23 protein-coding genes and 1 pseudogene are annotated in these 25,353 nt (G+C 70.3%); 18 read left to right on the forward strand and 6 right to left on the reverse strand.

Annotation, left to right across the window (positions count from 1 at the left end):
* Positions 1 to 111 precede the first annotated feature (111 nt).
* The 3 genes and pseudogenes from leuA to ACWDA7_RS02495 all read left to right on the forward strand — a co-directional run bounded on the left by leuA (position 112) and on the right by ACWDA7_RS02495 (position 4,027).
* Positions 112 to 1,842: a 2-isopropylmalate synthase gene (gene leuA, locus ACWDA7_RS02485; RefSeq protein ID WP_450602381.1), complete on the forward strand. Its 1,731-nt coding sequence runs from the start codon at positions 112 to 114 to the stop codon at positions 1,840 to 1,842.
* A gap of 182 nt (positions 1,843 to 2,024) precedes the next feature.
* Positions 2,025 to 2,729 carry a TerB family tellurite resistance protein gene (locus ACWDA7_RS02490; protein WP_450602382.1) on the forward strand — a complete coding sequence of 235 codons (705 nt, stop codon included), beginning with the start codon at positions 2,025 to 2,027 and terminating at the stop codon, positions 2,727 to 2,729.
* A 114-nt stretch (positions 2,730 to 2,843) separates the two neighbouring features.
* Positions 2,844 to 4,027 (forward strand): annotated as a pseudogene (locus ACWDA7_RS02495) (sialidase family protein).
* Positions 4,028 to 4,030: 3 nt separating this feature from the next.
* On the opposite strand, the gene ACWDA7_RS02500 reads toward ACWDA7_RS02495, so the two are convergent.
* From ACWDA7_RS02500 to ACWDA7_RS02520, 5 genes are read right to left on the reverse strand one after another with little or no spacing between them, the layout of a single operon-like run.
* Entirely contained in the window at positions 4,031 to 5,017 is a 987-nt protein-coding gene (locus ACWDA7_RS02500; RefSeq protein WP_450602383.1) for a dihydrodipicolinate synthase family protein, read from the reverse strand.
* Positions 5,017 to 6,084 carry an oligopeptide/dipeptide ABC transporter ATP-binding protein gene (locus ACWDA7_RS02505; protein WP_450602384.1) on the reverse strand — a complete coding sequence of 356 codons (1,068 nt, stop codon included), beginning with the start codon at positions 6,082 to 6,084 and terminating at the stop codon, positions 5,017 to 5,019. The genes ACWDA7_RS02500 and ACWDA7_RS02505 overlap by 1 nt, the downstream gene beginning before the upstream one ends.
* Positions 6,081 to 8,060 (reverse strand): dipeptide/oligopeptide/nickel ABC transporter permease/ATP-binding protein, encoded by a 1,980-nt coding sequence (locus ACWDA7_RS02510; protein WP_450602386.1) that lies wholly within the window; start codon positions 8,058 to 8,060, stop codon positions 6,081 to 6,083. Before ACWDA7_RS02510 ends, ACWDA7_RS02505 begins: the two co-directional genes overlap by 4 nt.
* Complete coding sequence (locus tag ACWDA7_RS02515) at positions 8,057 to 9,019, reverse strand: ABC transporter permease (protein ID WP_450602387.1); 963 nt, start codon at positions 9,017 to 9,019, stop codon at positions 8,057 to 8,059. The genes ACWDA7_RS02510 and ACWDA7_RS02515 overlap by 4 nt, the downstream gene beginning before the upstream one ends.
* Before the next feature lie 18 nt (positions 9,020 to 9,037).
* Positions 9,038 to 10,651, reverse strand: coding sequence for an ABC transporter substrate-binding protein (locus ACWDA7_RS02520; protein WP_450602388.1), 1,614 nt, complete (start codon positions 10,649 to 10,651; stop codon positions 9,038 to 9,040).
* 246 nt (positions 10,652 to 10,897) lie between these two features.
* Here ACWDA7_RS02520 and ACWDA7_RS02525 point away from each other — a divergent pair, with 246 nt between their 5' ends.
* Positions 10,898 to 11,650, forward strand: a complete 753-nt coding sequence (locus tag ACWDA7_RS02525) for a FadR/GntR family transcriptional regulator (RefSeq protein WP_450602389.1) — start codon at positions 10,898 to 10,900, stop codon at positions 11,648 to 11,650.
* Positions 11,651 to 11,674: 24 nt separating this feature from the next.
* Here ACWDA7_RS02525 and ACWDA7_RS02530 read toward each other — a convergent pair whose 3' ends face one another.
* Positions 11,675 to 12,208 (reverse strand): GNAT family N-acetyltransferase, encoded by a 534-nt coding sequence (locus ACWDA7_RS02530; protein ID WP_450602390.1) that lies wholly within the window; start codon positions 12,206 to 12,208, stop codon positions 11,675 to 11,677.
* Positions 12,209 to 12,470: 262 nt separating this feature from the next.
* Here ACWDA7_RS02530 and ACWDA7_RS02535 point away from each other — a divergent pair, with 262 nt between their 5' ends.
* From ACWDA7_RS02535 to ACWDA7_RS02600, 14 genes are all read left to right on the forward strand, one after another.
* The gene (locus ACWDA7_RS02535; protein ID WP_450602392.1) at positions 12,471 to 13,259 is read left to right on the forward strand and encodes an SCO2525 family SAM-dependent methyltransferase; all 789 of its coding nucleotides are present in this window, start codon (positions 12,471 to 12,473) and stop codon (positions 13,257 to 13,259) included.
* 81 nt (positions 13,260 to 13,340) lie between these two features.
* Complete coding sequence (locus tag ACWDA7_RS02540; protein ID WP_450602393.1) at positions 13,341 to 15,182, forward strand: SCO2524 family protein; 1,842 nt, start codon at positions 13,341 to 13,343, stop codon at positions 15,180 to 15,182.
* 2 nt (positions 15,183 to 15,184) lie between these two features.
* Positions 15,185 to 16,102 (forward strand): SCO2523 family variant P-loop protein, encoded by a 918-nt coding sequence (locus ACWDA7_RS02545; protein WP_450602394.1) that lies wholly within the window; start codon positions 15,185 to 15,187, stop codon positions 16,100 to 16,102.
* Complete coding sequence (locus ACWDA7_RS02550; protein WP_450602396.1) at positions 16,099 to 17,082, forward strand: SCO2522 family protein; 984 nt, start codon at positions 16,099 to 16,101, stop codon at positions 17,080 to 17,082. The genes ACWDA7_RS02545 and ACWDA7_RS02550 overlap by 4 nt, the downstream gene beginning before the upstream one ends.
* A 1-nt stretch (position 17,083) precedes the next feature.
* Complete coding sequence (locus ACWDA7_RS02555) at positions 17,084 to 18,052, forward strand: SCO2521 family protein (protein WP_450602397.1); 969 nt, start codon at positions 17,084 to 17,086, stop codon at positions 18,050 to 18,052.
* A gap of 39 nt (positions 18,053 to 18,091) precedes the next feature.
* Positions 18,092 to 19,117: a DUF6879 family protein gene (locus tag ACWDA7_RS02560; RefSeq protein WP_450602398.1), complete on the forward strand. Its 1,026-nt coding sequence runs from the start codon at positions 18,092 to 18,094 to the stop codon at positions 19,115 to 19,117.
* Between the two features lie 379 nt (positions 19,118 to 19,496).
* Positions 19,497 to 20,033, forward strand: coding sequence for a GTP cyclohydrolase I (folE, locus tag ACWDA7_RS02565; protein ID WP_359391148.1), 537 nt, complete (start codon positions 19,497 to 19,499; stop codon positions 20,031 to 20,033).
* 147 nt (positions 20,034 to 20,180) lie between these two features.
* Positions 20,181 to 20,813, forward strand: a complete 633-nt coding sequence (locus tag ACWDA7_RS02570; RefSeq protein WP_450602399.1) for an NUDIX hydrolase — start codon at positions 20,181 to 20,183, stop codon at positions 20,811 to 20,813.
* 5 nt (positions 20,814 to 20,818) lie between these two features.
* A complete protein-coding gene (locus tag ACWDA7_RS02575; protein WP_450602400.1) occupies positions 20,819 to 22,396 on the forward strand; it encodes an MFS transporter in 1,578 nt (525 codons plus the stop codon).
* Positions 22,397 to 22,655: 259 nt separating this feature from the next.
* Positions 22,656 to 22,835: a hypothetical protein gene (locus ACWDA7_RS02580; RefSeq protein ID WP_450602401.1), complete on the forward strand. Its 180-nt coding sequence runs from the start codon at positions 22,656 to 22,658 to the stop codon at positions 22,833 to 22,835.
* Positions 22,835 to 23,053: a hypothetical protein gene (locus ACWDA7_RS02585; protein ID WP_359407252.1), complete on the forward strand. Its 219-nt coding sequence runs from the start codon at positions 22,835 to 22,837 to the stop codon at positions 23,051 to 23,053. The genes ACWDA7_RS02580 and ACWDA7_RS02585 overlap by 1 nt, the downstream gene beginning before the upstream one ends.
* 72 nt (positions 23,054 to 23,125) lie before the next feature.
* Positions 23,126 to 23,872: a DNA repair protein RecO gene (gene recO / locus ACWDA7_RS02590; protein WP_359407255.1), complete on the forward strand. Its 747-nt coding sequence runs from the start codon at positions 23,126 to 23,128 to the stop codon at positions 23,870 to 23,872.
* A gap of 32 nt (positions 23,873 to 23,904) precedes the next feature.
* On the forward strand, positions 23,905 to 24,738 hold the full coding sequence (locus tag ACWDA7_RS02595) for an isoprenyl transferase (protein ID WP_450602402.1): 834 nt from the start codon (positions 23,905 to 23,907) through the stop codon (positions 24,736 to 24,738).
* A 70-nt stretch (positions 24,739 to 24,808) separates the two neighbouring features.
* On the forward strand, positions 24,809 to 25,348 hold the full coding sequence (locus ACWDA7_RS02600) for a YcxB family protein (protein ID WP_450602404.1): 540 nt from the start codon (positions 24,809 to 24,811) through the stop codon (positions 25,346 to 25,348).
* The last annotated feature ends 5 nt before the right edge of the window (positions 25,349 to 25,353 follow it).

A 25,353-nucleotide genomic window follows, 5' to 3' on the forward strand; every position in this document is an offset into this window, starting at 1 on the left:
CTCCTTAGCTGCCGCGGCGAGGGCCTGTAGTCGAGGCCGACCCCCTCCCCGCGGAGCTTGGCGTTGCGTAGTCGGCCGTCCTTCCCGGACCTTCTGAGGAGCCCGAGCATCATGGCGAACCGCCAGCAGCCGACGAGCATGCCGATCCACAAGTACCGACCGTACGACCAGGTCGAGATCCCCGACCGCACCTGGCCCGACCAGCGGATCACCCGGACCCCGCGCTGGCTCTCCACGGACCTGCGCGACGGCAACCAGGCCCTGATCGACCCGATGTCGCCGGCGCGCAAGCGCGCGATGTTCGACCTGCTGGTGAAGATGGGCTACAAGGAGATCGAGGTCGGCTTCCCGGCGTCCGGCCAGACCGACTTCGACTTCGTGCGCTCGATCATCGAGGAAGAGGGCGCGATCCCGGACGACGTGACGATCTCCGTACTGACCCAGGCCCGCGAGGACCTGATCGAGCGGACCGTCGAGTCCCTGAGGGGCGCGAAGCGGGCCAACGTCCACCTCTACAACGCGACCGCCCCCGTCTTCCGCCGGGTCGTCTTCCGCGGTTCCAAGGACGACATCAAGCAGATCGCCGTGGACGGCACGCGGCTGGTCATGGAGTACGCCGAGAAGCTGCTGGACACCGGGGCCGGTGGTACGGAGTTCGGCTACCAGTACAGCCCGGAGATCTTCACCGACACCGAGCTGGACTTCGCCCTGGAGGTCTGCGAGGCGGTCATGGACGTCTGGCAGCCCGGGCCGGACCGGGAGATCATCCTCAATCTGCCCGCCACCGTGGAGCGCTCGACACCGTCGACGCACGCGGACCGCTTCGAGTGGATGCACCGCAACCTCTCCCGCCGCGCGTACGTCTGTCTGTCGGCCCACCCGCACAACGACCGCGGCACCGCCGTCGCCGCCGCCGAGCTGGCCGTGATGGCCGGCGCCGACCGCGTCGAGGGCTGCCTGTTCGGCCAGGGCGAGCGCACCGGCAACGTCGACCTGGTCACCCTGGGCATGAACCTCTTCTCCCAGGGCGTCGACCCGCAGATCGACTTCTCCCACATCGACGACATCCGCCGCACGTGGGAGTACTGCAACCAGATGGAGGTCCACCCCCGCCACCCGTACATCGGGGACCTTGTCTACACCTCCTTCTCCGGCTCCCACCAGGACGCCATCAAGAAGGGCTTCGACGCCATGGAGGCCGACGCGGCCGCCCAGGGCAAGACCGTCGACGACATCGAGTGGGCCGTGCCGTACCTGCCCATCGACCCCAAGGACGTCGGCCGCTCCTACGAGGCGGTCATCCGCGTCAACTCGCAGTCCGGCAAGGGCGGTATCGCCTACGTCCTGAAGAACGACCACAAGCTGGACCTGCCGCGCCGGATGCAGATCGAGTTCTCGAAGATCATCCAGGCCAAGACGGACGCCGAGGGCGGCGAGGTCACGCCGGCGGAGATCTGGTCGGTCTTCCAGGACGAGTACCTGCCGAACCCGGGCAACCCCTGGGGCCGCATCCAGGTGCGGACGGGGCAGTCGACGACGGACACGGACGGCGTGGACACCCTCACGGTCGAGGCCACGGTCGACGGCGAGGACACGGTCCTGACCGGCTCCGGCAACGGCCCGATCTCGGCCTTCTTCGACGCCCTGCAGTCCATCGGTATCGACGTACGCCTGCTGGACTACCAGGAGCACACCATGAGCGAGGGCGCCTCGGCGCAGGCCGCCTCATACATCGAATGCGCGATCGACGGGAAGGTCCTCTGGGGGATCGGCATCGACGCGAACACGACACGTGCATCGCTGAAGGCCGTGGTCTCCGCGGTCAACCGCGCGGACCGCTGACCCTCTGACCGGCCCGTTCACGGCCCCGCCCGCCCTCAAGGGCGGGCGGGGCCGCGTCATGGACCAGCCATTTCGGCCGGAGATCACGGCACGGTCTCGTCCGGGGTACTGACTTCGCCTCACCAATGTGGCTAACATCACGCCAGCGCGGCGACGTTGCCGTGGGGTTACGGAGGTGCGACGTGCTGCCAGGACGGGGACGCAACGGCCGAGGAGTCCGTAAGAGCCGTGCCGCGCACGTCCTCGGAATTCGCACCGCGTGGATCGCCCTCGGCGACGGTGAGTTCTTCTGCCCCGGCTGCGGGGGCGACCGCAACTACCAGCGGCTCGCCGGACGGCGCCGCTTCACCCTCGTCGGGCTCCCGGTCCTGCCACGTGGCGAGACGGGCCCGGTCGTCGAGTGCGCGGCCTGCGGCCGCCACTACGGCATGGACGTCCTCGACCACCCCACCACGACCCGCTTCTCGGCCATGCTCCGCGACGCGGTCCACACGGTGGCCCTCGCCGTACTGGCCGCGGGCGGCGCCTGCTCCCGGACGTCCCTGGAGACGGCTGCCGCAGCCGTCCGCTCCGCCGGCTTCGACGACTGCACGGGGGACGGGCTCGGCGCCCTGGTCGAGGCCCTGGCCGCCGACACCGGCCGGGTCTGCGGCGAACCGGGCGGTACCAGCCTGGCCATAGAACTCCACGAGGCCCTGGACCCCCTCGCCCCCCATCTCGCCTCCGCGGGCCGCGAGACGATCCTTCTCCAGGGCGCCCGTATCGCCCTGGCGGACGGCGCCTACACCCCGGCGGAACGGGACGTCCTCGCCACCGTGGGCGCGGCCCTCACGATCCATTCGGACGACGTGACCCGCCTGCTGGCGGCGGCACGGACGCCGTCCTAGGTCACTCGCGCCAGTGAGCCGCGCACGGTTTGGGGATCACACGCGCTGAGGCTGGGGAGCATGTGACCGACAAGGTCACCGTCCCTTCGGGGACCACAGCCCCTGGGGAGAGGGATGACACCTCTGTGCCGCGCCGTCCTCGCTGCCGCGCTGCTCACACCGCTCATGACCACCGCACCCGCCGCGCCCGCCTCCGCCGCCCCCGGCTGCACCTCCTCCGTGCCGTACACCGCCGGCCGGGGCGGATACAACACCTACCGGATCCCGGCGGTCGTCACGACCCGGAAGGGGACCGTGCTCGCCTTCGCCGAGGGGCGGCGCGACGGTGCGGGGGACAGCGGCGACATCGATGTCGTGCTCAAGCGCTCCTCCGACGGCGGCTGCACCTGGGGGCCCCTCGAAGTGGTCGCCGCCGGCAGGGGGGACACCCGGGGCCGGTGGTGGACCCGCGCACCGGGCGGATCGTCCTGGTCACGTCCTACAACGGCGGTGCGATGACCGAGTCGCAGATCATGCGTGGCAAGGCGACGCCGGTGCGGAGCCGCCGGGTGTTCGTACAGACGAGCGGTGACGACGGGCGGCACTTCACGCCCCCGCGGGACATCACCGCGGAGGTGAAACGGCCGCACTGGCGGTGGTACGCCACCGGTCCCGGCCATGCGGTCGCCCTCACCCGCGGTCCGTACGCAGGCCGCCTCGTCGTGCCCGCCAACCACTCCGCCGCGCCGCCCGCAGGCTCCCGGGACACCGGGCGGGAGGCCAGATACTACGGCGCGCACGCGCTCTACAGCGACAACGGCGGGCTCAGCTGGCACATCGGCTTCGCCGACGAGTCCTACGACGGGCGGACCAACGCCAACGAGAGCAGCGCCGCCCAACTCCCCGACGGCAGACTCTACTTCAGCGCACGTGACCAGGGCGGCAGGAGTGCGGGCAACCGCCTCGACAGCTACTCCGGCGACGGCGGGCAGAGCCTGGACCGCCCGTTCGCCGTGCAGCACACCCTGGACGACGTCCCCCCCGTGCAGGGCAGCACGCTGCAACTCGGTGGTCGCGGTGCGCCCCTGCTGTTCTCGGGACCCTCCACCCCCACCGCGCGCCGCGCGATGGCGATCTGGCGCAGCACCGACGGCGGGGCGACCTTCAGCAAGGCGCTGACGCTGTCCCGGCACTGGGCCGCCTACAGCGACCTCGTACAACTGCGCGGCGCCAGGGTCGGCATCCTGTACGAGACCGGGACGACCGGTCCGTACAACTCGATCGAGTTCCGCCGGATCCCCGTCGCCCGGCTGGACTGACGGCTACAGCAGCCCCGCTGCCGCCAGGAACTTCCCCACCCGTTCCGTCTCCTCCGGGGACAGCGGCACCTGGGGCTCCGCCGTGGCCGGGCAGGCGATCACCCCTCGCAGGTGCAGTGCCGCCTTGAACGCCCCCAGGCCCGAGGAGCTGTTGCCCATCCGAAGCGGGTCCCCGACCCCGACCATGCCGTACAGCGCGCACAGCCGGTCCTGCTGGGCCCGGGCCGCGTCCCAGTCGCCCGCACGGCACAGCCGGTCCAGCCGGACGTAGCCCTCGGGGTCCACGTTGGCCAGTCCGGGCACCGCCCCGTCCGCGCCCAGCGCCAGCGCCGAGTCCACGACCAGCTCGGACCCCGTGAGCACGCTGAAGTCCGTGCCGCCGGCCCACGTGCGGGCGCCACTGACGACGGCGCGGAAGCCGGCCAGGTCACCGCTGGAGTCCTTCAGTCCGGCCAGGACCCGGTCGGCGGCCAGCTCCAGCACCAGCTCCGGGCTCAGCTTGGTGTGGACGGCGACGGGGATGTCGTAGGCGAGGACCGGGACGGGGGAGCGGTCGGCGACCAGGCGGAAGTGGCGGGCGATCTCCGCCGGATGCGTCCGCGTGTAGAAGGGCGCGGTCACGACCACCGCATCCGCGCCCGCCCCGGTCGTCGCCGCCACATGGTCCAGCACCCGGGGCGTGGTCATGTCGATCGCGCCGGCCAGCACCGGGACCTGGCCCCCCACATGGGACACCACGGTCTCCACCACCAGGCGCCGCTGGCGGTCGGTCAGGTACGCCGCCTCGGACGAGGACCCGAGCACGAACAGGGCATCCACCCCGGCGCTCAGCAGATGGTCCACGAGACTCGTCAGCGAGGCGACGTCCACCTCACGTTCCGGTGTCAGGGGGGTGCAGACGGGCGGGACCACACCGGACACCGCCTTCCTGCCGTGCGGCTTCGGGGCGCCGACGCGTCCGTGCGGCTCACTGGAGGTGGGGAAGGACATCAGGGCTCCCGCGCGTGTTTCCGGTCCGGCAGTGCCTCGGCCACGGCGGTGGCCGGGGAGGGCACCGCCGCCTGGCGCACGAGGTCGCCGGTCGGCTCGCCCTCCTCCACAGGATGGTGGCAGCGGAAGCGGTGCCCGGCGGCCGACGCGCCCGAGAACTCCGGCATCGCCGCGGCACATACCTCGTCCGCCTTCCAGCAGCGGGTGCGGAACGGGCACCCGCTCGGCGACCGGGTCGCCGACGGCACCGGGCCGGCCAGCGGGATCGGATCGATCGGATCCAGCAGCCCGGGCGTCGCGGAGAACAGGGCGCGGGTGTAGGGGTGCCGTGCGTGGCCGGTCACCCGGTCGGCCGGGGCCTCCTCGACGATCCGGCCGAGGTACATCGTGATCACCCGGTCGCTCATCCGCCGTACCGTCTGGATGTCGTGCGAGACGAAGACGAGGGCGAGGCCCAGGCTCTCCTTGAGATCCAGCAGGAGGTTCAGGATCTGCGCGCGGACCGACACGTCCAGTGCGCTCGTGGGTTCGTCCGCGACCACCAGGTCCGGCTCCAGCGCCAGGGCGCGGGCGATGGCGACACGCTGGCGCTGGCCCCCGGAGAGCCGCCCCGGAAGCCCCTCGGCGAGCGTGCGGGGCAGACCGACGAGGGCCATCAGCTCCCTCACCCGTTCCTCGCGCCGGGCCCTGGTTCCCCAGTGGTGCACGTCCAGCGGGTCGCGCAGGATCCGCCGGACGGTCAGCCGGGGGTTCAGAGCGGTCGACGGGTCCTGGAAGACCATGCCGGTGCTGCCGCCGACCGCGGTCCGGCGTTCGGCGGGCGGCATCGACCACAGGTCGCGGCCGTGGAAGAGCACCGCGCCCGACGTCGGCCGTTCGGCCCCGACCAGCACCTTGGCCAGCGTCGATTTCCCGCAGCCCGACTCGCCGACCACACCGACCGTCTCGCCGGGCGCGATGGCGAAGTCGGCGCCCGTCAGCGCGTACACCCGGTCCCGCGTGAACAGCCCGCCGCTGCGCGCCCGGTGGACGACATGGGCGTCGCGGAGCCGCACGATCGCGTTCATCCGACGGCCTCGCTCTCCTCCGCCGTCCCCAGGCGGACCGCCGGGTGGTGGCAGGCCGCCCGGTGCGCGGATGTCCCCGCCAACGCGGGCGCCGTCCCCCGGCACACCTCGTCGGCGGACGGGCAGCGGTCCGCGAAGCGGCAGCCCGCCGGGAAGTCCGCCGGGGCGGGCACGACCCCCTTGATCTGCGTCATCCGCTCGGCCGCGGACTCCAGCGACAGCACGCTGCCGAGCAGTCCGCGCGTGTAGTGGTGGGCCGGTGCCTCCACCAGGTCCGCGGTCACCCCGGTCTCCACGATCCGTCCGCCGTACATCACCACCACCCGATCCGTGACGTCCGCGACCAGCGCCAGGTCGTGCGAGACCAGGACCAGCGCGAAGCCCAGTTCCTCCCGCAGCCCCAGCAGCAGCTGGACGACCTGGGCCTGCACCGTCACATCGAGCGCGGTGGTCGGCTCGTCGGCGACGATCAGCCGCGGGTCGCGGGAGAGCGCCATGGCGATCAGGACGCGCTGGCGCTGCCCGCCGGAGAGTTCGTGCGGGTAGCTGCGTAGCGTGCGCCCGGGGTCGAGACCGACCAGCGTCAGCAGTTCGGCGGGGCTGCGCCGTCCGCCGCGCCGTACGACCTGTCCGAGCTGGGCCCGGATCGTCATGGCCGGGTTCAGCGACGACAGGGCGTCCTGGTAGATCATCGCCATCTCATGGCCCAGCAGCCTGCGGCGGGCGCGCATCGGCGTGCCCACCAACTGCCGCCCGTGGAAACGCACCTGTCCGCGCACCCGGGCGCCCCGGGGCGCAAGGCCCATCACCGCGAGCGCCGTCAGGGACTTGCCGCATCCCGACTCGCCGACCAGGCCGAGCACCTCGCCGGGACGCACCTCGAAGCTCACACCGTCGACGACGTCAACGCCGTGGTGCCGGCCGGGAAAGCTGATGGCGAGGTCCTCCACGGCGAGCACCGGCTCCCCGCCGGGCAGCGGGCGGGCCCGGGAGCGCAGTCGCCGCGCGGCCTCGGCGAGCCCGGGCAACGGCACCGCCTCGCCGCTGCCAGGCTCCGGCGTCTCCAGCCGGTCGCCGTCCCCCCGCACCTCCGCGTCCCGTGCCGCAGGAGCCGCCCACGCGTCCAGGACGCCCTCGGCCAGGACGTTCAACGAGAGGACCGTGACCAGCATCAGCAGGCCCGGGAAGGCCGTGGCCCACCAGCCGCCGGTCAGCACCATGTTCTTGCCGTCCGCGATGACACCGCCCCACGACGGGTCCGGGGGCCGCACACCCGCGCCGATGAAGGACAGCGACGCCTCGAACACGATGGCCTCGGCGACCTGGACCGTACAGAACACGAGGACCGGCGCGGCACAGTTGACGGCCACATGCCGGACGACGACATGAGGGGTGCGGGCGCCGATGACCCGTTCCGCCGTCACATAGTCCTCGCCGTACTGGTCCAGGACGTTCGCCCGTACGACCCTGGCGACCGGCGGGGTGAACAGGAACGCGATCGCGCACATCAGCACCGTGATCCCGCCGCCGAACACGGAGATGAGGACCGCCGCGAGGGCGATGCCCGGGAACGCCATGACGATGTCCAGACCGCGCATCAGCGTCTCGTCCACCGCCTTGCGGGAGGTCGCCGCGACCGCCCCGAGCAGGGCCCCGGCGACCAGTGCCAGGGCGGTCGCCCCGAGTCCGATGGCGAGGGACCAGCGGGCGCCGTACATCAGCCGACTGAGGATGTCCCGGCCGAGGCTGTCCTGGCCCATCCAGTGCGCGGCCGACGGGTGCCCGGTACCGTCGACCGGGTCCTGCTGGTCCAGGGGGTCGTGCGGGGCGATGAGGGGTGCGAGCAGCGCCACCAGCCCGACGAGGGCCAGGAAGCAGAGCGCGGCCTTCGGCAGCGCCGGCAGCCGGCGCCGGCCGCGCAGCCGGAGCCCGGGGCGGGACAGGGCCTCGGTGAGGCTCTTGCGTGTGGCGATCACCGGGCCGTATCCCTCAGTCGCGGGTTGACCAGCAGATACAGGATGTCGATGACTAGATTGACGACCACGAAACCGGCCGCGGTCGTCAGCACGACGCCCTGGACGACCGCCGGGTCGCCGTTCTTGACGGCGTCGATCATCAACTTGCCCATCCCGGGCAGGGAGTAGATCGTCTCGATGACGACCGCGCCCCCGAGTAGATAGCCGACCCGCAGGCCCAGCACGGTCAGCGGGTTGACGAGCGCGTTCCGCAGCACGTTCCGCCCGACCACCACCCGGGGCGGCAGCCCGCTGCCGATCGCCGTGCGCACGTAGTCCTTGTCCAGCTCCTCCACCACGGACGTGCGCACGATCCGGGTCAGCTGCGCCGCCACCGGTAGCGACAGCGCGAGCGCGGGCAGGGCCATCGTCCGCAGCCAGCCGGTGAAGGAGTCGGCCGGATTGATGTAGCCGCCGGTCGGGAACCAGCCCCGGTCCACGGCCAGATACTGGATCATCAGCAGGGCCAGCCAGAAACCGGGAGCTGCGACCCCGATCAGGGACACCACCCGGATGATCTGGTCCGGCGGCCGGTCCCGGTAGATCGCGGCGGTCACCCCGCCGAGCAGCGCCAGCACCACGGCGATCCCGAGCCCCAGGAAGGTGAGCTGGAGCGTGAGCGGCAGCGCGGTGGTGACCTGCTCGACCACCGGCGCCCGGGTCAGCACGCTGGTGCCCATGTCGCCGTGGAGCAGCGCGCCGACGAAGTGGACGTAGCGCACCGGCAGTGGGTCCAGCAGCCCGTTGCGCTCCCGGAAGTCGTGCAGTTGCCGTGGTGTCGGATTGGTGCCCTGGAAGAACGCGGAGGCCGGGTCGGTGTCCGAGAACCGCATCAACAGGAACACGAACAGCACGATGCCGAGCATCAGCGGCACGAGCAGGAGGACCCGGCGGGTCAGAATCCTGGCGATGGCGCCCACGGACTGTGCCCCCTGTCGCTAGGCCCACTTGGCCTGGAGTAGGTTGATCCCTGGGTAGGGCTGCGCCCTCACGCCGGTGAGTCGTGCGGGGTTCCACGCCGTCATCAGCTCGTTGTGGACCACGGGGTAGAGCACGGCCTGCTCGGCGACGACATCGATGCAGTCCTGGATCATCGTCCGCTTCCTGTCCGGGTCGGGCTCCCGGGTCGCCCGGTCCATGTCCGCGAAGAGCCTCTCGGCCACGGGATGGTCCGCCCAGCGGGCATAGCGCATCCACAGGTTCTGCGGGGCGTAGTTGTAACGCATGATCAGATCGGCGTCGACGCCGAACTGGTTGGGGTTCGAGGCGGCGGCGACGACCTGGTAGTCCTGCTTCTGGTCGAGCTTGGTGAAGACGGCCGTCGTCTCCTGCGGCGAGAGCGCCGTCCGCACACCGATCGCGTCCCAGGACGACTTGATAGTTGGCAGACAGTCGACGACCCAGCTCACGTTCGCCGCCAGGAGCTCGATCCGCAGCCCCCTGACTCCGGCCTCCTTCAGGAGCCGTCTGGCCTTGCCGGGATCGTGGCCGTAGACCGTCCGGGCCCGCCGGTGAGCAGGGTTGGCCTCGTCGAGGAAGGAGGTCGACGGCCTGCCGTGGCCCCTGAGCGCGACCTTGACCATCTTCTCGCTGTCGATGGCGTAGTGCAGCGCCTGCCGGACCCGGACGTCGTCGAAGGGCCGGTGCCCGGTGTTGAACATCAGGAACAGGTTGTTCATCCCGGCGCCGCCTGCGACCGTCAGCCCGTCCCGCCTCAGATGCCCGATGTCGGCGTACGGGATGTTGTCCGCGACCTGCGCCCCCGCGCCGGAACCGGAGATCCTGGCGACACGTGGCGCGGCGTCGACGATCGACAGCCAGTTCATCTTCTTGAAGGCGGGCGGGCGCGGCCCGTTGTAGCGGGTGTACGCCTCGAGGACCGTGTTCGACTTGGGGTGGTGCGCGCTCTGCCGGTACGGTCCCGAGCCGATCGCCGTGCCTCTGACGGCGTCGTCCCAGCCGCCCGGCCGGGAGAAGACGTGCCTCGGCATGATCTTCGCCAGCGTCAGCCGGGAAAGTCCGTCGCGAAAGGGGAATTTGAGCACCAACTCGACGTTCCGCGCGTCGATCTTGCGCACTTCCTTCAGCCAGCTCGCGAAGAAGCCCGTGACGAGAGTCGGTGTCCTCGGGTCGAGGATCCGGTCGAAGACGAACAGGACGTCGTCGGCCGTGACCGGATGGCCGTCGTGGAAGGTCGCACCGGACCGCAGCGTGAACGTCCAGGACGTACCGTCCAGGTCCTTCGGCACCTCGGTGGCGAGCGCCGCGTAGGGCTTGCGGGAGATCGGATCGGTGTCGAGCAGCCCCTCGTAGATGTGGTTGTTGGCGGCCATGCTGAAGGCCGAGGCGGTCTGTGTCGGATCCCAGCTGCCGTCGTTCCCGTACCCGATGACCGCCGTCAGCGTGTGGTGGCCGCCGATGTCGTTGGTGGACTCCGGGCCCCAGGAGCAGGCGGCCGGCGAGGAGGAGAGGGCTGCCACGCCCAGCGCGCCGGAGTACCTCAGGAACGCCCGGCGGGCCGGCGCCGGTACGTCGCGGGTGGCGTCGCGCACGGTTCCTCCAGCAAACATGATCTGGGTGGAGTCTTCGGCAGGGGACTCGAGGACGGGGAGATACGACGTCCTACGTCTCCATCGGCAGCGCGACCCTAGGAGGGGGCGCCGGGGTGGTCAAGGGACGTTACCCGAATGGCGTAACCGCCAAAGGTGCGACCAATGGCGTCGTGAAATGTAGGTAGTTGGCAATATGTCCATACCGAGGAGACGACGCCGGGCGAACGCGCGCGTACGATTCGGCGCATGGCTCAGGAGCCCGGAAACAGGCACGAGGCCGAGCGGCGCATAAGCGGCCGGATCCAGCGTGAGGTCATGCAACTCGTCCTCGATCGCAAACTCCGGCCCGGCGATCCGCTGCCCACCGAGTCGGAACTGATGGACGATCTCGGGGTCAGCCGCAACTCCGTGCGGGAGGCGCTCAAGGCGCTCCAGGCGCTCGACATCGTGGAGATCAGGCACGGCTACGGGACGTATGTCGGGCAGGCGTCGCTCACTCCGTTCGTCGACGGACTCACCTTCCGCGCGCTCACCCGGCCCGACGATGAGATGGACGCCCTGAACGAGATCCTCCAGGTCCGTGAGGTGCTGGAAGGGGGGCTGATCCGCCGGGTGGCGACGACGGTGTCCGAGCCGGAGCTGGACCGGCTGGAGGCGGTGGTGGACCGCATGGAGGCGGCCGGCCGCGAGGGCCGCCCCTTTCCCGAACTCGACCGGGAATTCCACGAGTTGCTGTACGGCACGCTGGGCAACGCGTTCGTGCCGCAGTTACTGGGCGCGTTCTGGACGGTGTTCCGGCGGGTCGCCCTCGCCCGGGAGTGGCCCGGCGGCCCCGCCCCCGAGCTGACGGCCCGCCGCCACCGCGACATCGTCAGGGCCCTGCGGTCCCGGGACGCGGAGGGCGCGGAGCGGGCGATGACGGACCACTTCAGCGGGATCGAGGCGGCGATGACGGGCGCCCCGGCGCGGGGCCGGCCGTACGCGGGGGGCGCCTTCTAGGCTTCCCGGTGCGGTCCGCGCGCCTCACAGCCCGAGGGTCATGATGAGGCGGTCCTCCCCGGCGCCGAAGTAGTCCTTGCGGACGCCTTCGTCGGACGAGAAGCCCAGTGACCGGTACAGCATGATGGCGGCGGCGTTCGCCGGCTCCACCGTCAGCCGGACCTCGCGGACGCCGTCGGCGCGCAGCCGGCGCAGCACCTCCAGCATCAGCCGGCGGCCCAGCCCCCGCCCCCGCTGGTCGCGCGTGACGCCGAGGCTGACGACCCAGCTCCGGTATCCGTCCCGCGTGGTCACGTACAGGACGTAGCCGTGCAGGCTCCGTCCGTCGTCGAGGACGAGAAGGCAGTCGCCGTGCAGATCGAACAACTGGCGCAGGACGAACTGGGGGTAGGGGTCGTCCGGGAAGGCCTCGTGGTCGACGCGGATGAGTTCGGGCAGGTCGTCCTCGGTCACCCCCCTCATCGTCAGGGGCCGGTCCACGAACGCCCGTTCACGGAAGAGGGACGGCCCGATACGGCCGCCGGGCGAAGGGAAACGTTCCTCTGGAAACGCGGTCATGCCGCCCCCTGCGAGATGGAGTCAAGGGTCCGTGCCACCCGCACGGGTGGTACGGGTGGGACGTGCGCCGTCCGCCGTTCGGGTGTGTTCGACAGAGTTACGACCATCTTGAGCGGCAACGATCTGGCCGTTCAAGGCGGGATCAGGTCCAAAAGTGCATTCGCCCCGGTGCGCCCCCGATGCGCCCCGCCGGAGGTAATTGTTCCTGCGACATCGAGGCGAGGGGGATCCAGCGGGCCTTGGACATTGGTACCGTGGGGCGATGACCTTCAGATCGCCGGGGGACGCGCAGTTGAATGCGGATGTGTCCTGGGCCGCATTCGATCCGATCGCCTACGTTGATCACAATTACCGTGACTTACAGGCGGAGGACGCGGAGATCCTTCATATCGTACGCGATCATTTCGGCGATCATTTCAGAGAGCATGCTGGCGGACCGGTTTCCGGTATCGACGTGGGGGCCGGCGCGAACCTCTACCCCGCACTGACCATGCTGCCCTGGTGTGACGAGATCACCCTCCTCGAACGCTCCTCCGCCAATGTCCGCTACCTGCGCGGCCAGACCGAGTCCTACGACGCCAACTGGGACCAGTTCTGGCGCGTCCTGTGCAAGAACGACGGCTACGCCGCCCTCGACATGGACCCGCGGGCCAAGTTCCGCAAGGCCGTCCGGGTCGAGTCGGGCGACCTCTTCGACCTCGTACGGCACCAGGGCCGCTGGTCCATGGGGACCATGTTCTTCGTCGCGGAGTCGATGACCACCTCGCACGAGGAGTTCACCAGGGGCGTCGAGTGCTTCCTGCGCGCCCTGGCCCCCGGCGCGCCCTTCGCCGCCGCGTTCATGGAACATTCGAAGGGTTATCATGCGGGCGAGCATTTCTTCCCCGCCTGCGACGTGGGAGAGTCTGAGGTGTACGAGAGCCTCGAGCCTTTTGCGGGCGAGTTCAAGACCACCCGCCTCAAGGCCTCGGCCGCCGTACGCGAAGGTTATTCGGGAATGATCGTCGCCTACGGCCGACGGAATTCGGACTCCGATATTCCGGCCGGTTGAGGACCGAATCTTCCGAATCTTCACAACAGAAGAGGGCTCATCTTCAATTGATGGCAGTGCGGCCTGTGTGAGGGGCATGGGATGCAGATCAAGCCACGCCAGCATCTGCTGGACATCTGGCAGGCGGTCGCCCGCAACTCGTTCGACGGGGGCGAGTGGACCTGGGGCAAGTGGGGTGGGGAGAGCAGTGTCGCCGACGCCGAGCACCTGCTGTGCCTCCTGTATCCGGCCACGGAGATCCCGGCCTTCCGGCTGGACGACCCGGACACCACGCAGGACGACGTCCAGAAGGTCCTGAGGAAGGCCGGCGGACGGCTGGAGATCCCGGCCAACCTCGTCACGGCCGCCAACCAGTTCATGCGCACGCACATCGGCGACGACAAGAGGCCCACGTTCGCCGGTGGCCACTACTTCCTCTCCATGGACGAGGACCGGGACCTCACCGAGGAACAGCGCGCGCTCGGGGTGGTCGACTCCTACTCGATGTCGATCACCCTCTGCCTGGCCACGCTCGGCTTCCTCAAGGTGTACGAGTCCAAGACCCGCCGCAGCGACGTCCACGAGACGATCCAGGAACTGCGGGCCGCCACCAGTAACCGGCTCACCGCCGCCATGGTGAGCCTGCTGCGCTCCTTCACCGTCAACGTCTTCGACACCGACTCCTCCCAGGGCCGCACCCTCTGCGAACTCCTCGGCCAGGGACGGCTGTCACAGCGGCACGTCCTGCAGAAGTTCCAGCGCCGCTTCCGGCCGCTGCGCGCGGCCATCGTCGAGAGTTTCGTCCTCGGTGTCGACCTCGAGGAGGGCCTCAAGGACGAGAGCCAGCTCTTCGAGTGCGGCTGGGGCTGGAGCATCGTCAAGGACGCCCCCGAAGTGGAGACCGACGAGGAGATCGGGCCCCAGCCCGTGGGCGTCGCCAACCCGGTGCCCTACCTGTACTTCACCGTGGTCGCACTCGACGGTATCCAGGACCTGTTCTCCGACCGCACCCTCACCCTCGGCCTGCTCAACTCCGAGCAGCAGAAGCTCGCCGAGGCGTTACGACTGCGCTGGGAGATCACCCAGCAGTTCTGGTCGGGCATCGCGCGCTTCGACACCGACCGCTGGCCCCTGGAGGACATCCCCTGGCGCACCACCGGCCAGAAGCTGGAGTCCGAGTACTTCTCCCTCTCCGTCGCCGCCATCCTCGTCCACGACCTGATGCGGCGCCGGGCCACCGACGACGACCTGACCCGCACCGTCAACGTGATGGAACGCCTCGCCGAGCGGGGCCGCATCACCAGCCGCATGATGCGCGACGACCCCATGGTCCAGCTGCACAACCCCGGCGTCACCCTGCCGTTGCAGGGCAGCGAACGCATCGGGCCGCAGATGCAGTGGACCATGACCGACTTCTCCGCACAGCTGCTCAAGCGCACTATCCAGCTGTGCACGCTCTCCCGCAACCTGAGCTCGCACGACCGGCTGCTCAGACTCGCCGAGGACATCTTCGGCCATGTGTGGATGCGCCGCATTCGCGACGGCGAGGGCGTCGGCCTGTGGGACAACGTCCACGCCGCCTACCCCGAATCGCCGGTCTCGGAAGGACCGGTGTCCTGGAACGTCACCGAGCGCGTCACCGAGGTGATGGTCCAGGTCCACCAGATGTACCGGCAGCCGCCGATCCGCAGCACCGAACTGACCCAACTGGCCAGGGCGTTGCTCAGCGAGTCCAGCCACCTCCTCGGCAATGAACAGATGGAGCCCGCGCCCGCCTCCGAGGGCAACCGCGGCATGGAACTCAGGAGCATCGAGGTCAAGTTGCGCCGTGCCCGCACGCTCGTGGACGAACAGCCCGGAACCGCCTGCGCGCTGACGCTCGACGTGCTCGGGCAGCTCGACGCCCTCGCCCGGGCCCGCGAGGCCGCGGGCCAGGGGGTGTAGCCGTGCTCGTCTTCGCGGCCTCCGACAAGGGAGGCACGGGCCGCTCCGTCACCAGCGCCAACCTCGCCTACCACCGGGCGCTGGCCGGCGACGACGTGTGCTACCTCGACTTCGACTTCGGCTCGCCCACGGCGGCGGCCGTCTTCGACGTCCCGGACGCGCGGCAGGCCGCCGAGGACCGCGGCCTGCACTCGTATCTGAGCGGCGCGGTGGGCGAGCCGCTCCGTATCGACGTGTGGGCGGACACCGAGCACCGGGTGCTGCGCAACCGGCCGCCCGGCTCCGGCCGTCTGGTACTGATGCCCGGCGACCTCAGCGGCGGCGAGTTCGCGACCGGCGAGGACAACCTGCGCCGCTGCGTCGATCTGATGCTCCGGCTCAACAGCGAGTTCGACCTGATCGTCGTCGACCTCAGCGCCGGCCGCAGCTACGCCGTCGACATGGTCCTGGAGGCCACCTCGCAGCGGGAGATGCGGGGCGTCGAGTTCCGCTGGCTGGTCTTCCACCGCTGGACCCGTCAGCACGTGGCGGCCGCGGCGAGCCTGGTCTTCGGCAAACGCGGCATCGTCGCCGGAGGTGTGGCCCGCGGCCACGACGAGGACGCGCTGCGCAGCGTCATCCGCTTCGTGCGGGCCGCCGTACCCGACCCCGAGTCGTCGCTGTGGTCGCAGGTCTCGGCCACCCAGTCGGCCTGGATGCGGGAGTGTGACCGCGACCTCAAACAGATGTCCTCCACCCTCGGAATCGGATACACCCAGGTCCTCGGCTCCGTGCCCCTGGAGCCCGTCCTGCAGTGGCGAGAGCAGCTCATCACCGACGAGGACGTGCTCGACAGCCAGATCGCCAACCGGGAGACCTGGGAGGCGCTGAGCGAACTGGCCGGCCGGCTGACCGACGACAAGTACTGGGAGCAGGCGTGACGGAAGCCGTGTTCCAGGAGACCACCGCACAGCCCCGCACCCAGTCCTTACCGCTGTCCCATCTCTCGCTGGAGCTCGGCCACCTCTATATGGAGGACTTCGAGGCCGGCCCCGAGCGGCTGCGTGAGCACTTCGCCGAGGTGCGGATCTGGGTGGACGCCGCCCGCGCCTCCGCCGCACGCCGCGCCGGAGGCAAGCGGCCACGCATCAGCACGTGCTTCCTCATCGACGACTACTTCACCCGTTTCTCCACCCCCGCCGAACTCGTCCCCGTGGTGCTGGCGGAGGCCGAACGGGCCGGGCTGGTCATCGACTACCTGGCGCGTGAGTCGGGCTGCGCCGTAGCCGACAAGATCGAGCTCGCCGAGGCCGTGATGCACCGCCTCGTGGAGTCGCCGCCGCCCGGCAGCTACGGCTCCCGCCCGTCCGTCAGCCAGACCGGCTGGCTCGCCAACGGACAGCGCACCCCCTCCTCGCGCAGCGCCATGGGCGAGATCACCGGCTGGCAGCCGCCCCAGGAGACCGCGGCGCGCAACCACTCCGTGTTCATGGACGTCGAGCTTTGGTCGGAGAAGGACGGACAGCGCCTGTGGTCCTGCCCGTTCCTCGCCGCCGTCTGGCAGCTGGCCCGTCTCGGCCTGCTGCGCCACCTCGGCGAGCCCGTGCTGACCCCGCGCCCCTGGGACGGCGGCGACTTCCCCTACGACTGGGACCGGCTGCCGCCGCTGCTCCGGCTCAACGCCTCGGCGGCGCCCTTCAGCGCGTACCGCACCTGCACCCTGATGCCCAACCGCTTTCTCGCCGTGGAGGACGCCGTACGGCTCGTCCTCGACCAGATCGACGTCGACTCGGCAGCCCTGCGGCAGGTCGCCGAGCGCTCCGCCCGCGAAGGGGTCGCGGTTCCGGCCGCGGTGGCCCAGCGCGCCACGTACGTCTTCTACGAGGAGCCCGCCTCCACCCTCTCCTACGGGGAGAGCTGAGATGGCAGCCCCCGGGCACTCGGTGGGTCCGGTGCTCGCCTGCGGTGAGACGCGCACGGGTCTGCTGCCGTCCTTCCAGGCGCTGGACGGCCGGGCCGCCGCCCAGCTGCTCAGACTGCGTGCCGACGAACACGTCCGCGTCTCCGAGCGGCCCAACCTCTACGCGCTCTCGCCGCAGGTCCTGACCGGTGTGGACTGCCGGCTGCCCACCTCCAACGGCGCAAAGGTGCGCGCCGTCGGCACGGTGGCCGCCCGCGCCGCGCTCACCGAGGGCCGCGTGCTGCAGGCCACCGCGTACTTCGGCGCCCCGGCCGGCGGCCCCGACTCGCGCCGCCCCTGGGGCCACTACCTGGTGCGGCCCGGGATCATCGAGCCCTTCGGGAAGCTTCCCGAGCAGGCCACCGCGGCAGGCGTCCTGGGCGGCGCCGCACGCGGCGAACTGGACCTCGGGATGATCGCCGAGGGCCTGCTCGCCCAGTTACTGCGCCACCCGCTGCTCGACCACAAGGCACCCTTCAAGTCGCGGCGCACCCATCTGCGGTGGGCCGCGCGCCGTGCTCCGGCCGGTGAGGGGCCGGCGCTGGAGCGTTTCACCCTGGCCGAGGACGGGCTGCGGACCGTCGAGCTGCGGCTGCCTGAGGGCACCCCGCCCGCCGCGGCGGCGGGCCTGTGCGAGGACCTCGCGCTGCACGACTGGCTGCTGACCACCGTCGTGCACATGCTCGACAACAGCAGGCTCGGCGCCGCGGACGGCCCCTCGGCCGTCCTCGCCCTGCGCCCGGCCGTCGATCACCTGCTGCATCTGTGGATGCCGCGCGCACACGTGGACCCGGCGCTGGGCCACCTGTGGGACGTGCTGGAACGGGAGCCGGGGTTCACTCGCCAATGGCAGACCCTGGTCCAGCGCATCCGGGATCAACTGGCCGTCCAGGCCATTCCGCTGCTGCACGAGGCACTGAGCACGCGCTGAGCGGCGGCACGAATCAGACACCCGACGGGGGAGGCCGAAATGAGCGGAGCATCGACAGGGGACGTGAGGGCCGTGCCGCAGCGGGAGGAGCAGCGCATACCCAAGCTGCTCCGTAAGACGCTGCTCACGGTCGTGGTCGCCGCAGCCACCTATGTGCTGACCAACGTCCTCGATCAGGACAAGAACCAGGTGTGGCAGCTGACCGTGTCCGTCGTCCTCGGCGGCTCGGCACTGATCATCCAGTACCTCGTGGAGTTCGAGCAACGCCTGGAGTCGATGGAGGAGAGCCAGAAGCGGCGCATCCGCGAGATGCGGGACAGCCTGACCAGCCATCACGAGCAGATGCGCCGGGCAGTCGACGAGAGCTTCGCCAAGATCAACGACGCGACCGAGCTGTTCAGCCAGGTGGACCGTTCAGTGCTGCGCTCCGACGGGGTGACCCGGCTGGCCCGTAAGTACACGCAGGTCGGCGAGCACGGATCGGAGCTCGTCAAGACCTTCGCCCAGGAGGAGATCGGCCGGCTCGCCTCACTCATGGAGAGCCTCAGCAACGGCAGCGCCGACTGCCCGGGTGAGAACCACGACTGGCTGATCGACCTCACCACCTGCGCCAAGGAGACGGTGTACGCCACCAGCACCTCGGTGGACCGCGACTTCTGGTTCAGCGAGCCGGCGAACCGGTACCTGAAGGCCCAGGAGAGGGCGATCAGCCAGCGCGGCGTGGTGGTGCGGCGGCTGTTCCTCGTCAGCAAGCCCGAGGACCGCACCCCGAGCCTCGAGCGCCTGTGCGAGCGGCACCGGGAGTTCGGCATCGACGCCCGTATCGCGGTCCGTTCCCTGCTGCCACCGCCCGCGCAGGTGACCCCGCTCAACGACTTCATCGTTTTCGACGGCGAACTCTCCTACGAGACCGAGCCGGACGTCGAGGTCATGCCCGCCAAGACGACGCTGAAGATGACCCGGGAGCACGTGTCCGAGCGGATCAATCGCTTCAACGTGCTCTGGGAGGCCACGGAGCCGACCGGTCCGGACCCGGAGCCCGAACCGACCGCGGCGTCCGGCTGAGCGCACACCGCGGCCGACACCGCGTCCTTCTCCCGTTCTCGACGTGCTCTCTTTGCAAAGCTTTACAGCGAATTAACCATTTTGGGAAGCGGTAAAGACCGAGAGGGTGAGGGGTCACCCGGACATCTGTGATGAGTTGCGCACCATGCTGGCCGCGGGCAGCATGACACCGTCAGCGCGAAGTTGCTGTTCAAGGCACATGTGCGCTCGTATACGGTCCGGTGAGACGGATCCCGGGGAGTCCCGGCGAGCGACGCGAGTACCGAGCTCCAGTACGGGAACGGCCGTTCCCCGGATGGCCACTTGTGCGGAACTAGCCACAGGCACAGCTGAAACGACAGCAGCAAACGCGCAAATCCGTCCATCTGGAGGTGTGTTCGTGAGCAGCATCGCCGAGTGGCTCGAAGAAAACGTCACGACCGACAAACGCGCCCTCGACTGGTACCGGGAACCCGAATGCGAGCCCCGTATCGTCCGCGCCTACCGCCAGCTACTGAGCGGCTATGAGATCGACACCTCGACGATCCTCAAGACGACGGTCGAGGTCCAGGGTGAACACGCAGGTGTGGTCCGCGTGCACGACATCAACTACTACTCGATCTGCGCGCACCACTTCCTGCCTTTCTACGGCAAGGTGGCGGTTTCCTACGTGCCCGGCGACCGGATCCTCGGCCTGGGCAAGTTCCCCCGGCTGGTGCAGGCGTTCAGCCGCAGGTTCCAGATCCAGGAGCACCTGGTGAAGGACATCGCCGAGGAGATCATGTCCTCGGGTGGCGCGCGTGCGGCACGTGTGGTGTCCACCGGCCGGCACATGTGCATGTGCAGCCGCGGCCCGTCCGACCAGACGGCGATCACCGACACCTCGTACGTCACGGGCGACAAGGAACTGTTCTCCCGGTTCGGGCTGGACGACTGACGGTCCGCCGGGCCCTGCACATCCGGCTTCGCGTGGCGGGCACCTGGGGTGGTCCGCCGCGCGCGGCCGTGCCGTCCGGCACGGCCGCGACATCCGTGACGCGCGGTCGAAGAACGCGAGTGTCCCCGGGAGTTCCGGGAGCGAGGCATGAAACTGGACTTCCTTCCAGCGCACGCGCTGAGTGACGGCGCCGTGCACCACTACTGTCTGCGGTGCCGCCGTGAAGCGGTGCGGTGGCGCACCACGGCGGACGGCCGACGGCACTGCGTGTGCGGCGCCTGCGGGCATGTCGCCGACCGGGCGCTCGTGCTGGACCCGGCAGTCCGGTGGTGGACGGACGACGAGGGCGAGTACTGGCACGAGACGGCGGGCGTGTTCGTCCGGGACGTCCACGGCCGCGTCCTGCTGTTCGACCGTACGGCGTTCCCCTTCGGTCTGACGATCCCCGCTGGGCACGTCGAGTGCCATGAGCACCCCGACGAGGCGGCGGCACGCGAGCTGTCCGAGGAGACCGGCATCGCCGGCGAGCCGCTGGAGCAGCTGGCCACGATCGCGGTGCCCGGTGACGGCTGCCGGCGTGGTGCCGACGCCCATCTGTGGCATGTGTACCGCACGGCCGGGGCGGTGGACGCGGACCGCGCGGTGGAACTCGGGCCGGAGGGCACCTCGGCCCTGTGGCTCACGCCCGACGAGGCGCTGACCCGGCCGGTCACGCATGCGGTGGGCCGCCTGCTCGACGTCTTCCGGGACGCCCTGGTGCCCTCCGGTGCGGCCGGCTGACCGTGGTGACCGCGACCCGGGCCGGGCGACGGGAGTGGATCGGGCTCGCGGTCCTGGCGCTGCCGACCATGCTCATCGGCCTCGACATGACCGTGCTGCACCTGGCCGCGCCGAGCATCAGCGAGCGTCTGCACCCGAGCAGTACGGAACTGCTGTGGGTCGTCGACATCTACGGCTTCATGGTCGCCGGTTTCCTCGCGACGATGGGGACGCTCGGTGACCGGATCGGGCGCCGCAGGCTCCTCCTGATCGGTGCCGCCGCCTTCGCCGCGGCCTCGGTGCTCGCCGCCTGCGCGCCCAGTGTGGGGACGCTCATCGCCTCGCGCGCCCTGCTGGGGGTGGCCGGGGCGACTTTGATGCCGTCGACCCTCTCCCTGATCAGCAACATGTTCCGCGACCCGGGGCAGCGCCGGGTGGCGGTCGCGGTGTGGATGACGAACTTCAGCATCGGCGGAATGGTCGGCCCGCTGATCGGCGGGCTGTTCCTGGAGCACTTCTGGTACGGCTCGGTCTTCCTGCTCGGTGTGCCGGTAGGTGTCGTCCTGCTGATCGCCGGGCCGCTGCTGCTGCCCGAGTACCGCGATCCGCAGGCCGGCCGACTGGACCCGGTCAGCGTCATGCTGTCCATCGCGACGGTGCTGCCGGTGGTCTACGGCTTCAAGGAGATCGCCCAGCAGGGTCTGCGCACCCTGCCGTTGCTCAGCGTCGCCGTGGGCCTCTGCCTCGGTGTCGTCTTCGTGCGCAGGCAGTTGCGGCTCGCCGATCCCATGCTCGACCTCCGGCTCTTCTCCCGCCCGGCGTTCGGGGTGTCGCTGGGCGGGCTGACCCTCGGACTCTTCGCGGTGACCGGGATCCAGTTCCTGCTTCTGCAGTACTTCCAGCTGGTGCTGGGCCTGTCTCCGCTGGCGACCGGGCTGTGGACACTGCCCGCGGTGCTCGCGGGCGTGGTGAGCGCGCTGCTGGCACCCCTGGTGGCGGCCCGCATCGGACCCGGATGGGTCATGGCGGGTGGCTTCCTGCTGTCCGTGCCAGGGCTGGTGCTGCTCACCCGGGCGGGTACGACGTCCGGGCCGGCCCTCGCCGTCGCCGGTTTCGCCGTGACCTCCTTCGGGGTGCAGGCGGCGCTCGCTCTCACCAACGACGTGATCATCAGCAGCGCCCCGCCCGAACGGGCCGGCAACGCCTCGGGCATCGGGGAGACCGGCGCGAACCTGGGCGAGGCGCTGGGCGTGGCCGTCGCCGGGTCCGTCGCCGCCGCCGTGTACCGCGCCAAGCTGAACCTCGGCTCCTTTCCGGACGGCGCGGAACTCGATCCGGCCGGGGCCGCCCGGGCGACCCTGGGCGGTGCCACCGAGGCCGCCGGCCGGCTGCCCGAGCGGCTCGGCGGTGAACTCCTCGCGGTCGCCAGGACGGCGTTCACCGACGGGATGCATGTGGCGGCGCTGGTCAACATCGGCCTCATGATGGCGCTCACGGGGGCGCACCTGGCCCTGCTGCGCCGCGACGCGGCGCGTCGGGGCCCCTCGGACCTCGATCCGGACCTCGATGCGGAACTTCAGGAAGCGGTCCCGGACCGCCGCTAGCGGACACCGCACCCGTGGCCGGGCTCAGCCCCGCGCCGCAGTGCTCCCCGCGCGCCGGGTGCGCACCGTCGGCCGGCCCAACATCCCTCTCCTGCCTCGCACTTGTAGGGCCCAGACACCTGTCGAGTGTAGATGCAGAGCGTCACTATGGAGATGCGAAGAGTAAAAGTCGACAAGGAAGGGGAGCACGGTGGCTGCAGTACACGTATCACTCGGGGGACGAGACTCGGCGCGATGCGTCGAAGAGGCGGAGGAACCAGTGAAGGAATTGCGGGCTGTGCTCGCGGACACCCGAATCACGTCGCCGTCGCTCCGGCTCGATCCGGTGGGTCTCGCGCGCGAGACCCACCGCACGCCCGTGGCATCGGGCGGCTGTCCCGTCGGCGTCGCCGCCCCGCTCGCGGCGGCCCTCCGTGCGCAGCGTGCCACGGGGCTGTGATGCAACCGCCACCCGTCGGTTCGTACGCCGTCGACATCCGTACCGGGAGGGTGGGCGTGGTCATGGGGCACGAGGGGCCGTATGTACAGCTGAGACCCTACGGCGGGGGCAAGGAATGGGACGTGGAGCCGGAGGCCGTACGCCTCGCGACCCCGGCGGAGCGCCTCAGGGCGGCGACCGCGTACGCCAACGCGCGCAGTCGTGGCGAGGTGCCCTGACGGACGGGCCCCCCGACCGGAAAGCGGACCATACGGCCCGGGGCGCGCCCGTCGTAGGCGAGAATGACTCCCATGAGTCTGTTCCGCGACGACGGCATCGTGCTGCGCACCCAGAAGCTGGGTGAGGCGGACCGGATCATCACGCTGCTCACGCGGGGTCACGGACGCGTGCGCGCCGTGGCCCGCGGCGTGCGCCGGACCAAGTCGAAGTTCGGGGCCCGGCTGGAACCCTTCTCGCATGTGGACGTGCAGTTCTTCGCGCGCGGGAGCGAGCTGGTGGGGCGCGGACTGCCGCTGTGCACGCAGAGCGAGACCATCGCCCCGTACGGGGGCGGGATCGTGACGGACTACGCCCGCTACACCGCCGGTACCGCCATGCTGGAGACCGCCGAGCGGTTCACCGATCACGAGGGGGAACCGGCGGTCCAGCAGTATCTGCTGCTCGTCGGGGGCCTGCGGACGCTGGCCCGCGGAGAGCACGCGCCGAACCTCGTCCTCGACGCCTTCCTGCTGCGCTCCCTCGCCGTCAACGGCTACGCGCCCAGTTTCGGCGACTGCGCCAAGTGCGGCATGCCCGGGCCGAACCGGTTCTTCTCCCTGGCCTCCGGTGGATCGGTCTGCGGTGACTGCCGGGTGCCCGGCAGCGTCGTACCCTCGCCAGGGGCCCTCGAACTGCTCGGCGCGCTGCTGACGGGAGACTGGGAGACCGCGGACGCGTGCGAGCCGCGGTACGTCCGGGAGGGCAGCGGGCTGGTGTCGGCTTATCTGCACTGGCACCTGGAGCGCGGGCTGCGCTCGCTCCGGTACGTGGAACAGTAGAGCGACCTGAGATCGAGGGAGACGAGAAGCACATGGCCGTACGCGGGTTCCTGGGGCGCCAGCGCCGCGAGTACACGACCCCGGAGCCGCACCCGTCCGGGGCCCGCCCGCCGAAGATTCCGGGCGAGCTGGTGCCGCAGCACGTGGCGATCGTGATGGACGGCAACGGCCGGTGGGCCAAGGAGCGGGGGCTGCCGCGCACCGAGGGGCACAAGGTCGGCGCCGAGCGCGTGCTGGACGTGCTGCAGGGCGCGATCGAGATGGGTGTGGGGAACATCTCCCTGTACGCCTTCTCCACCGAGAACTGGAAGCGCTCGCCCGACGAGGTGCGCTTCCTGATGAACTTCAACCGCGACTTCATCCGCAAGACCCGCGACCAGCTCGACGAACTCGGGGTCCGGGTGCGCTGGGTGGGCCGTATGCCCAGGCTGTGGAAGTCGGTGGCCAAGGAGCTCCAGATCGCCCAGGAGCAGACGAAGGGCAACGACCGGCTGACGCTGTACTTCTGCATGAACTACGGCGGCCGGGCCGAGATCGCCGACGCGGCACAGGCGCTGGCCGAGGACGTGAAGGCGGGCAGGCTCGACCCCGCGAAGGTCACGGAGAAGACCCTCGCGAAGTACCTCTACTACCCGGACATGCCGGACGTGGACCTGTTCCTGCGGCCGAGCGGCGAGCAGCGCACCTCCAACTACCTGATCTGGCAGAGCGCCTACGCCGAGATGGTCTTCCAGGACGTGCTCTGGCCGGACTTCGACCGCCGTGACCTGTGGCGGGCGTGCCTGGAGTTCGCCTCCCGGGACCGCCGCTTCGGCGGTGCCATCCCGAACGAGGAACTGCTGGCCATGCAGGGCGAGCAGGAGTAGCCCGCCCGTTGCCCCCGCAGGACCGTGCCCTACGATCACGGCTCGTCACCGTACGACCTGGGGAGGGGCCGTGACCGAGCAGACCGTGGGGCAGCGCGGGACCGACATCGAGCTGGAGTGCGAACTCCGGCTCGAGGACATGACGGAAGCCGTCCGGCTGATGATGCGCAAACGAGGCGGGCTGAGCCTGCTGTACCGCCCCGTCTCCCTCCTCTGCATCGTGCTGCTGGGAGTGGTGGCGTTGACGGCCGGTCTGCGCGGAGATGACAGCACCGGTGTCGCGTTCGGGGTGATGTTCATCCTGTGGCCGGTGCTGATGTTCCGGGTGCCTCGTATGACGGCACGCCGGCTGCTGCGGGCGAACCAGCACCACGGTGTGATGCGGGTGACCGTCGGCGAGGAGGGCGTGCGGTTGGTCAGCGCCCACATCGACTCACGCATGGCGTGGGCCAACTACGGCAGCTATGCCGAGTCGGACCGCTGCTTCCTGCTGCGCAGCCCCGACCGTGCCGGAACCTTTACGGTGGTGCTCGTCAAGCGAGGTGCGCGTACCCCCGAGGACGTGGAGCGGCTGCGCGTCCTGCTGGACGGCAAGCTGCCGCGCGCCTGAGCCCC

It is taken from the genome of Streptomyces sp. NPDC001156 (genome assembly GCF_053598275.1).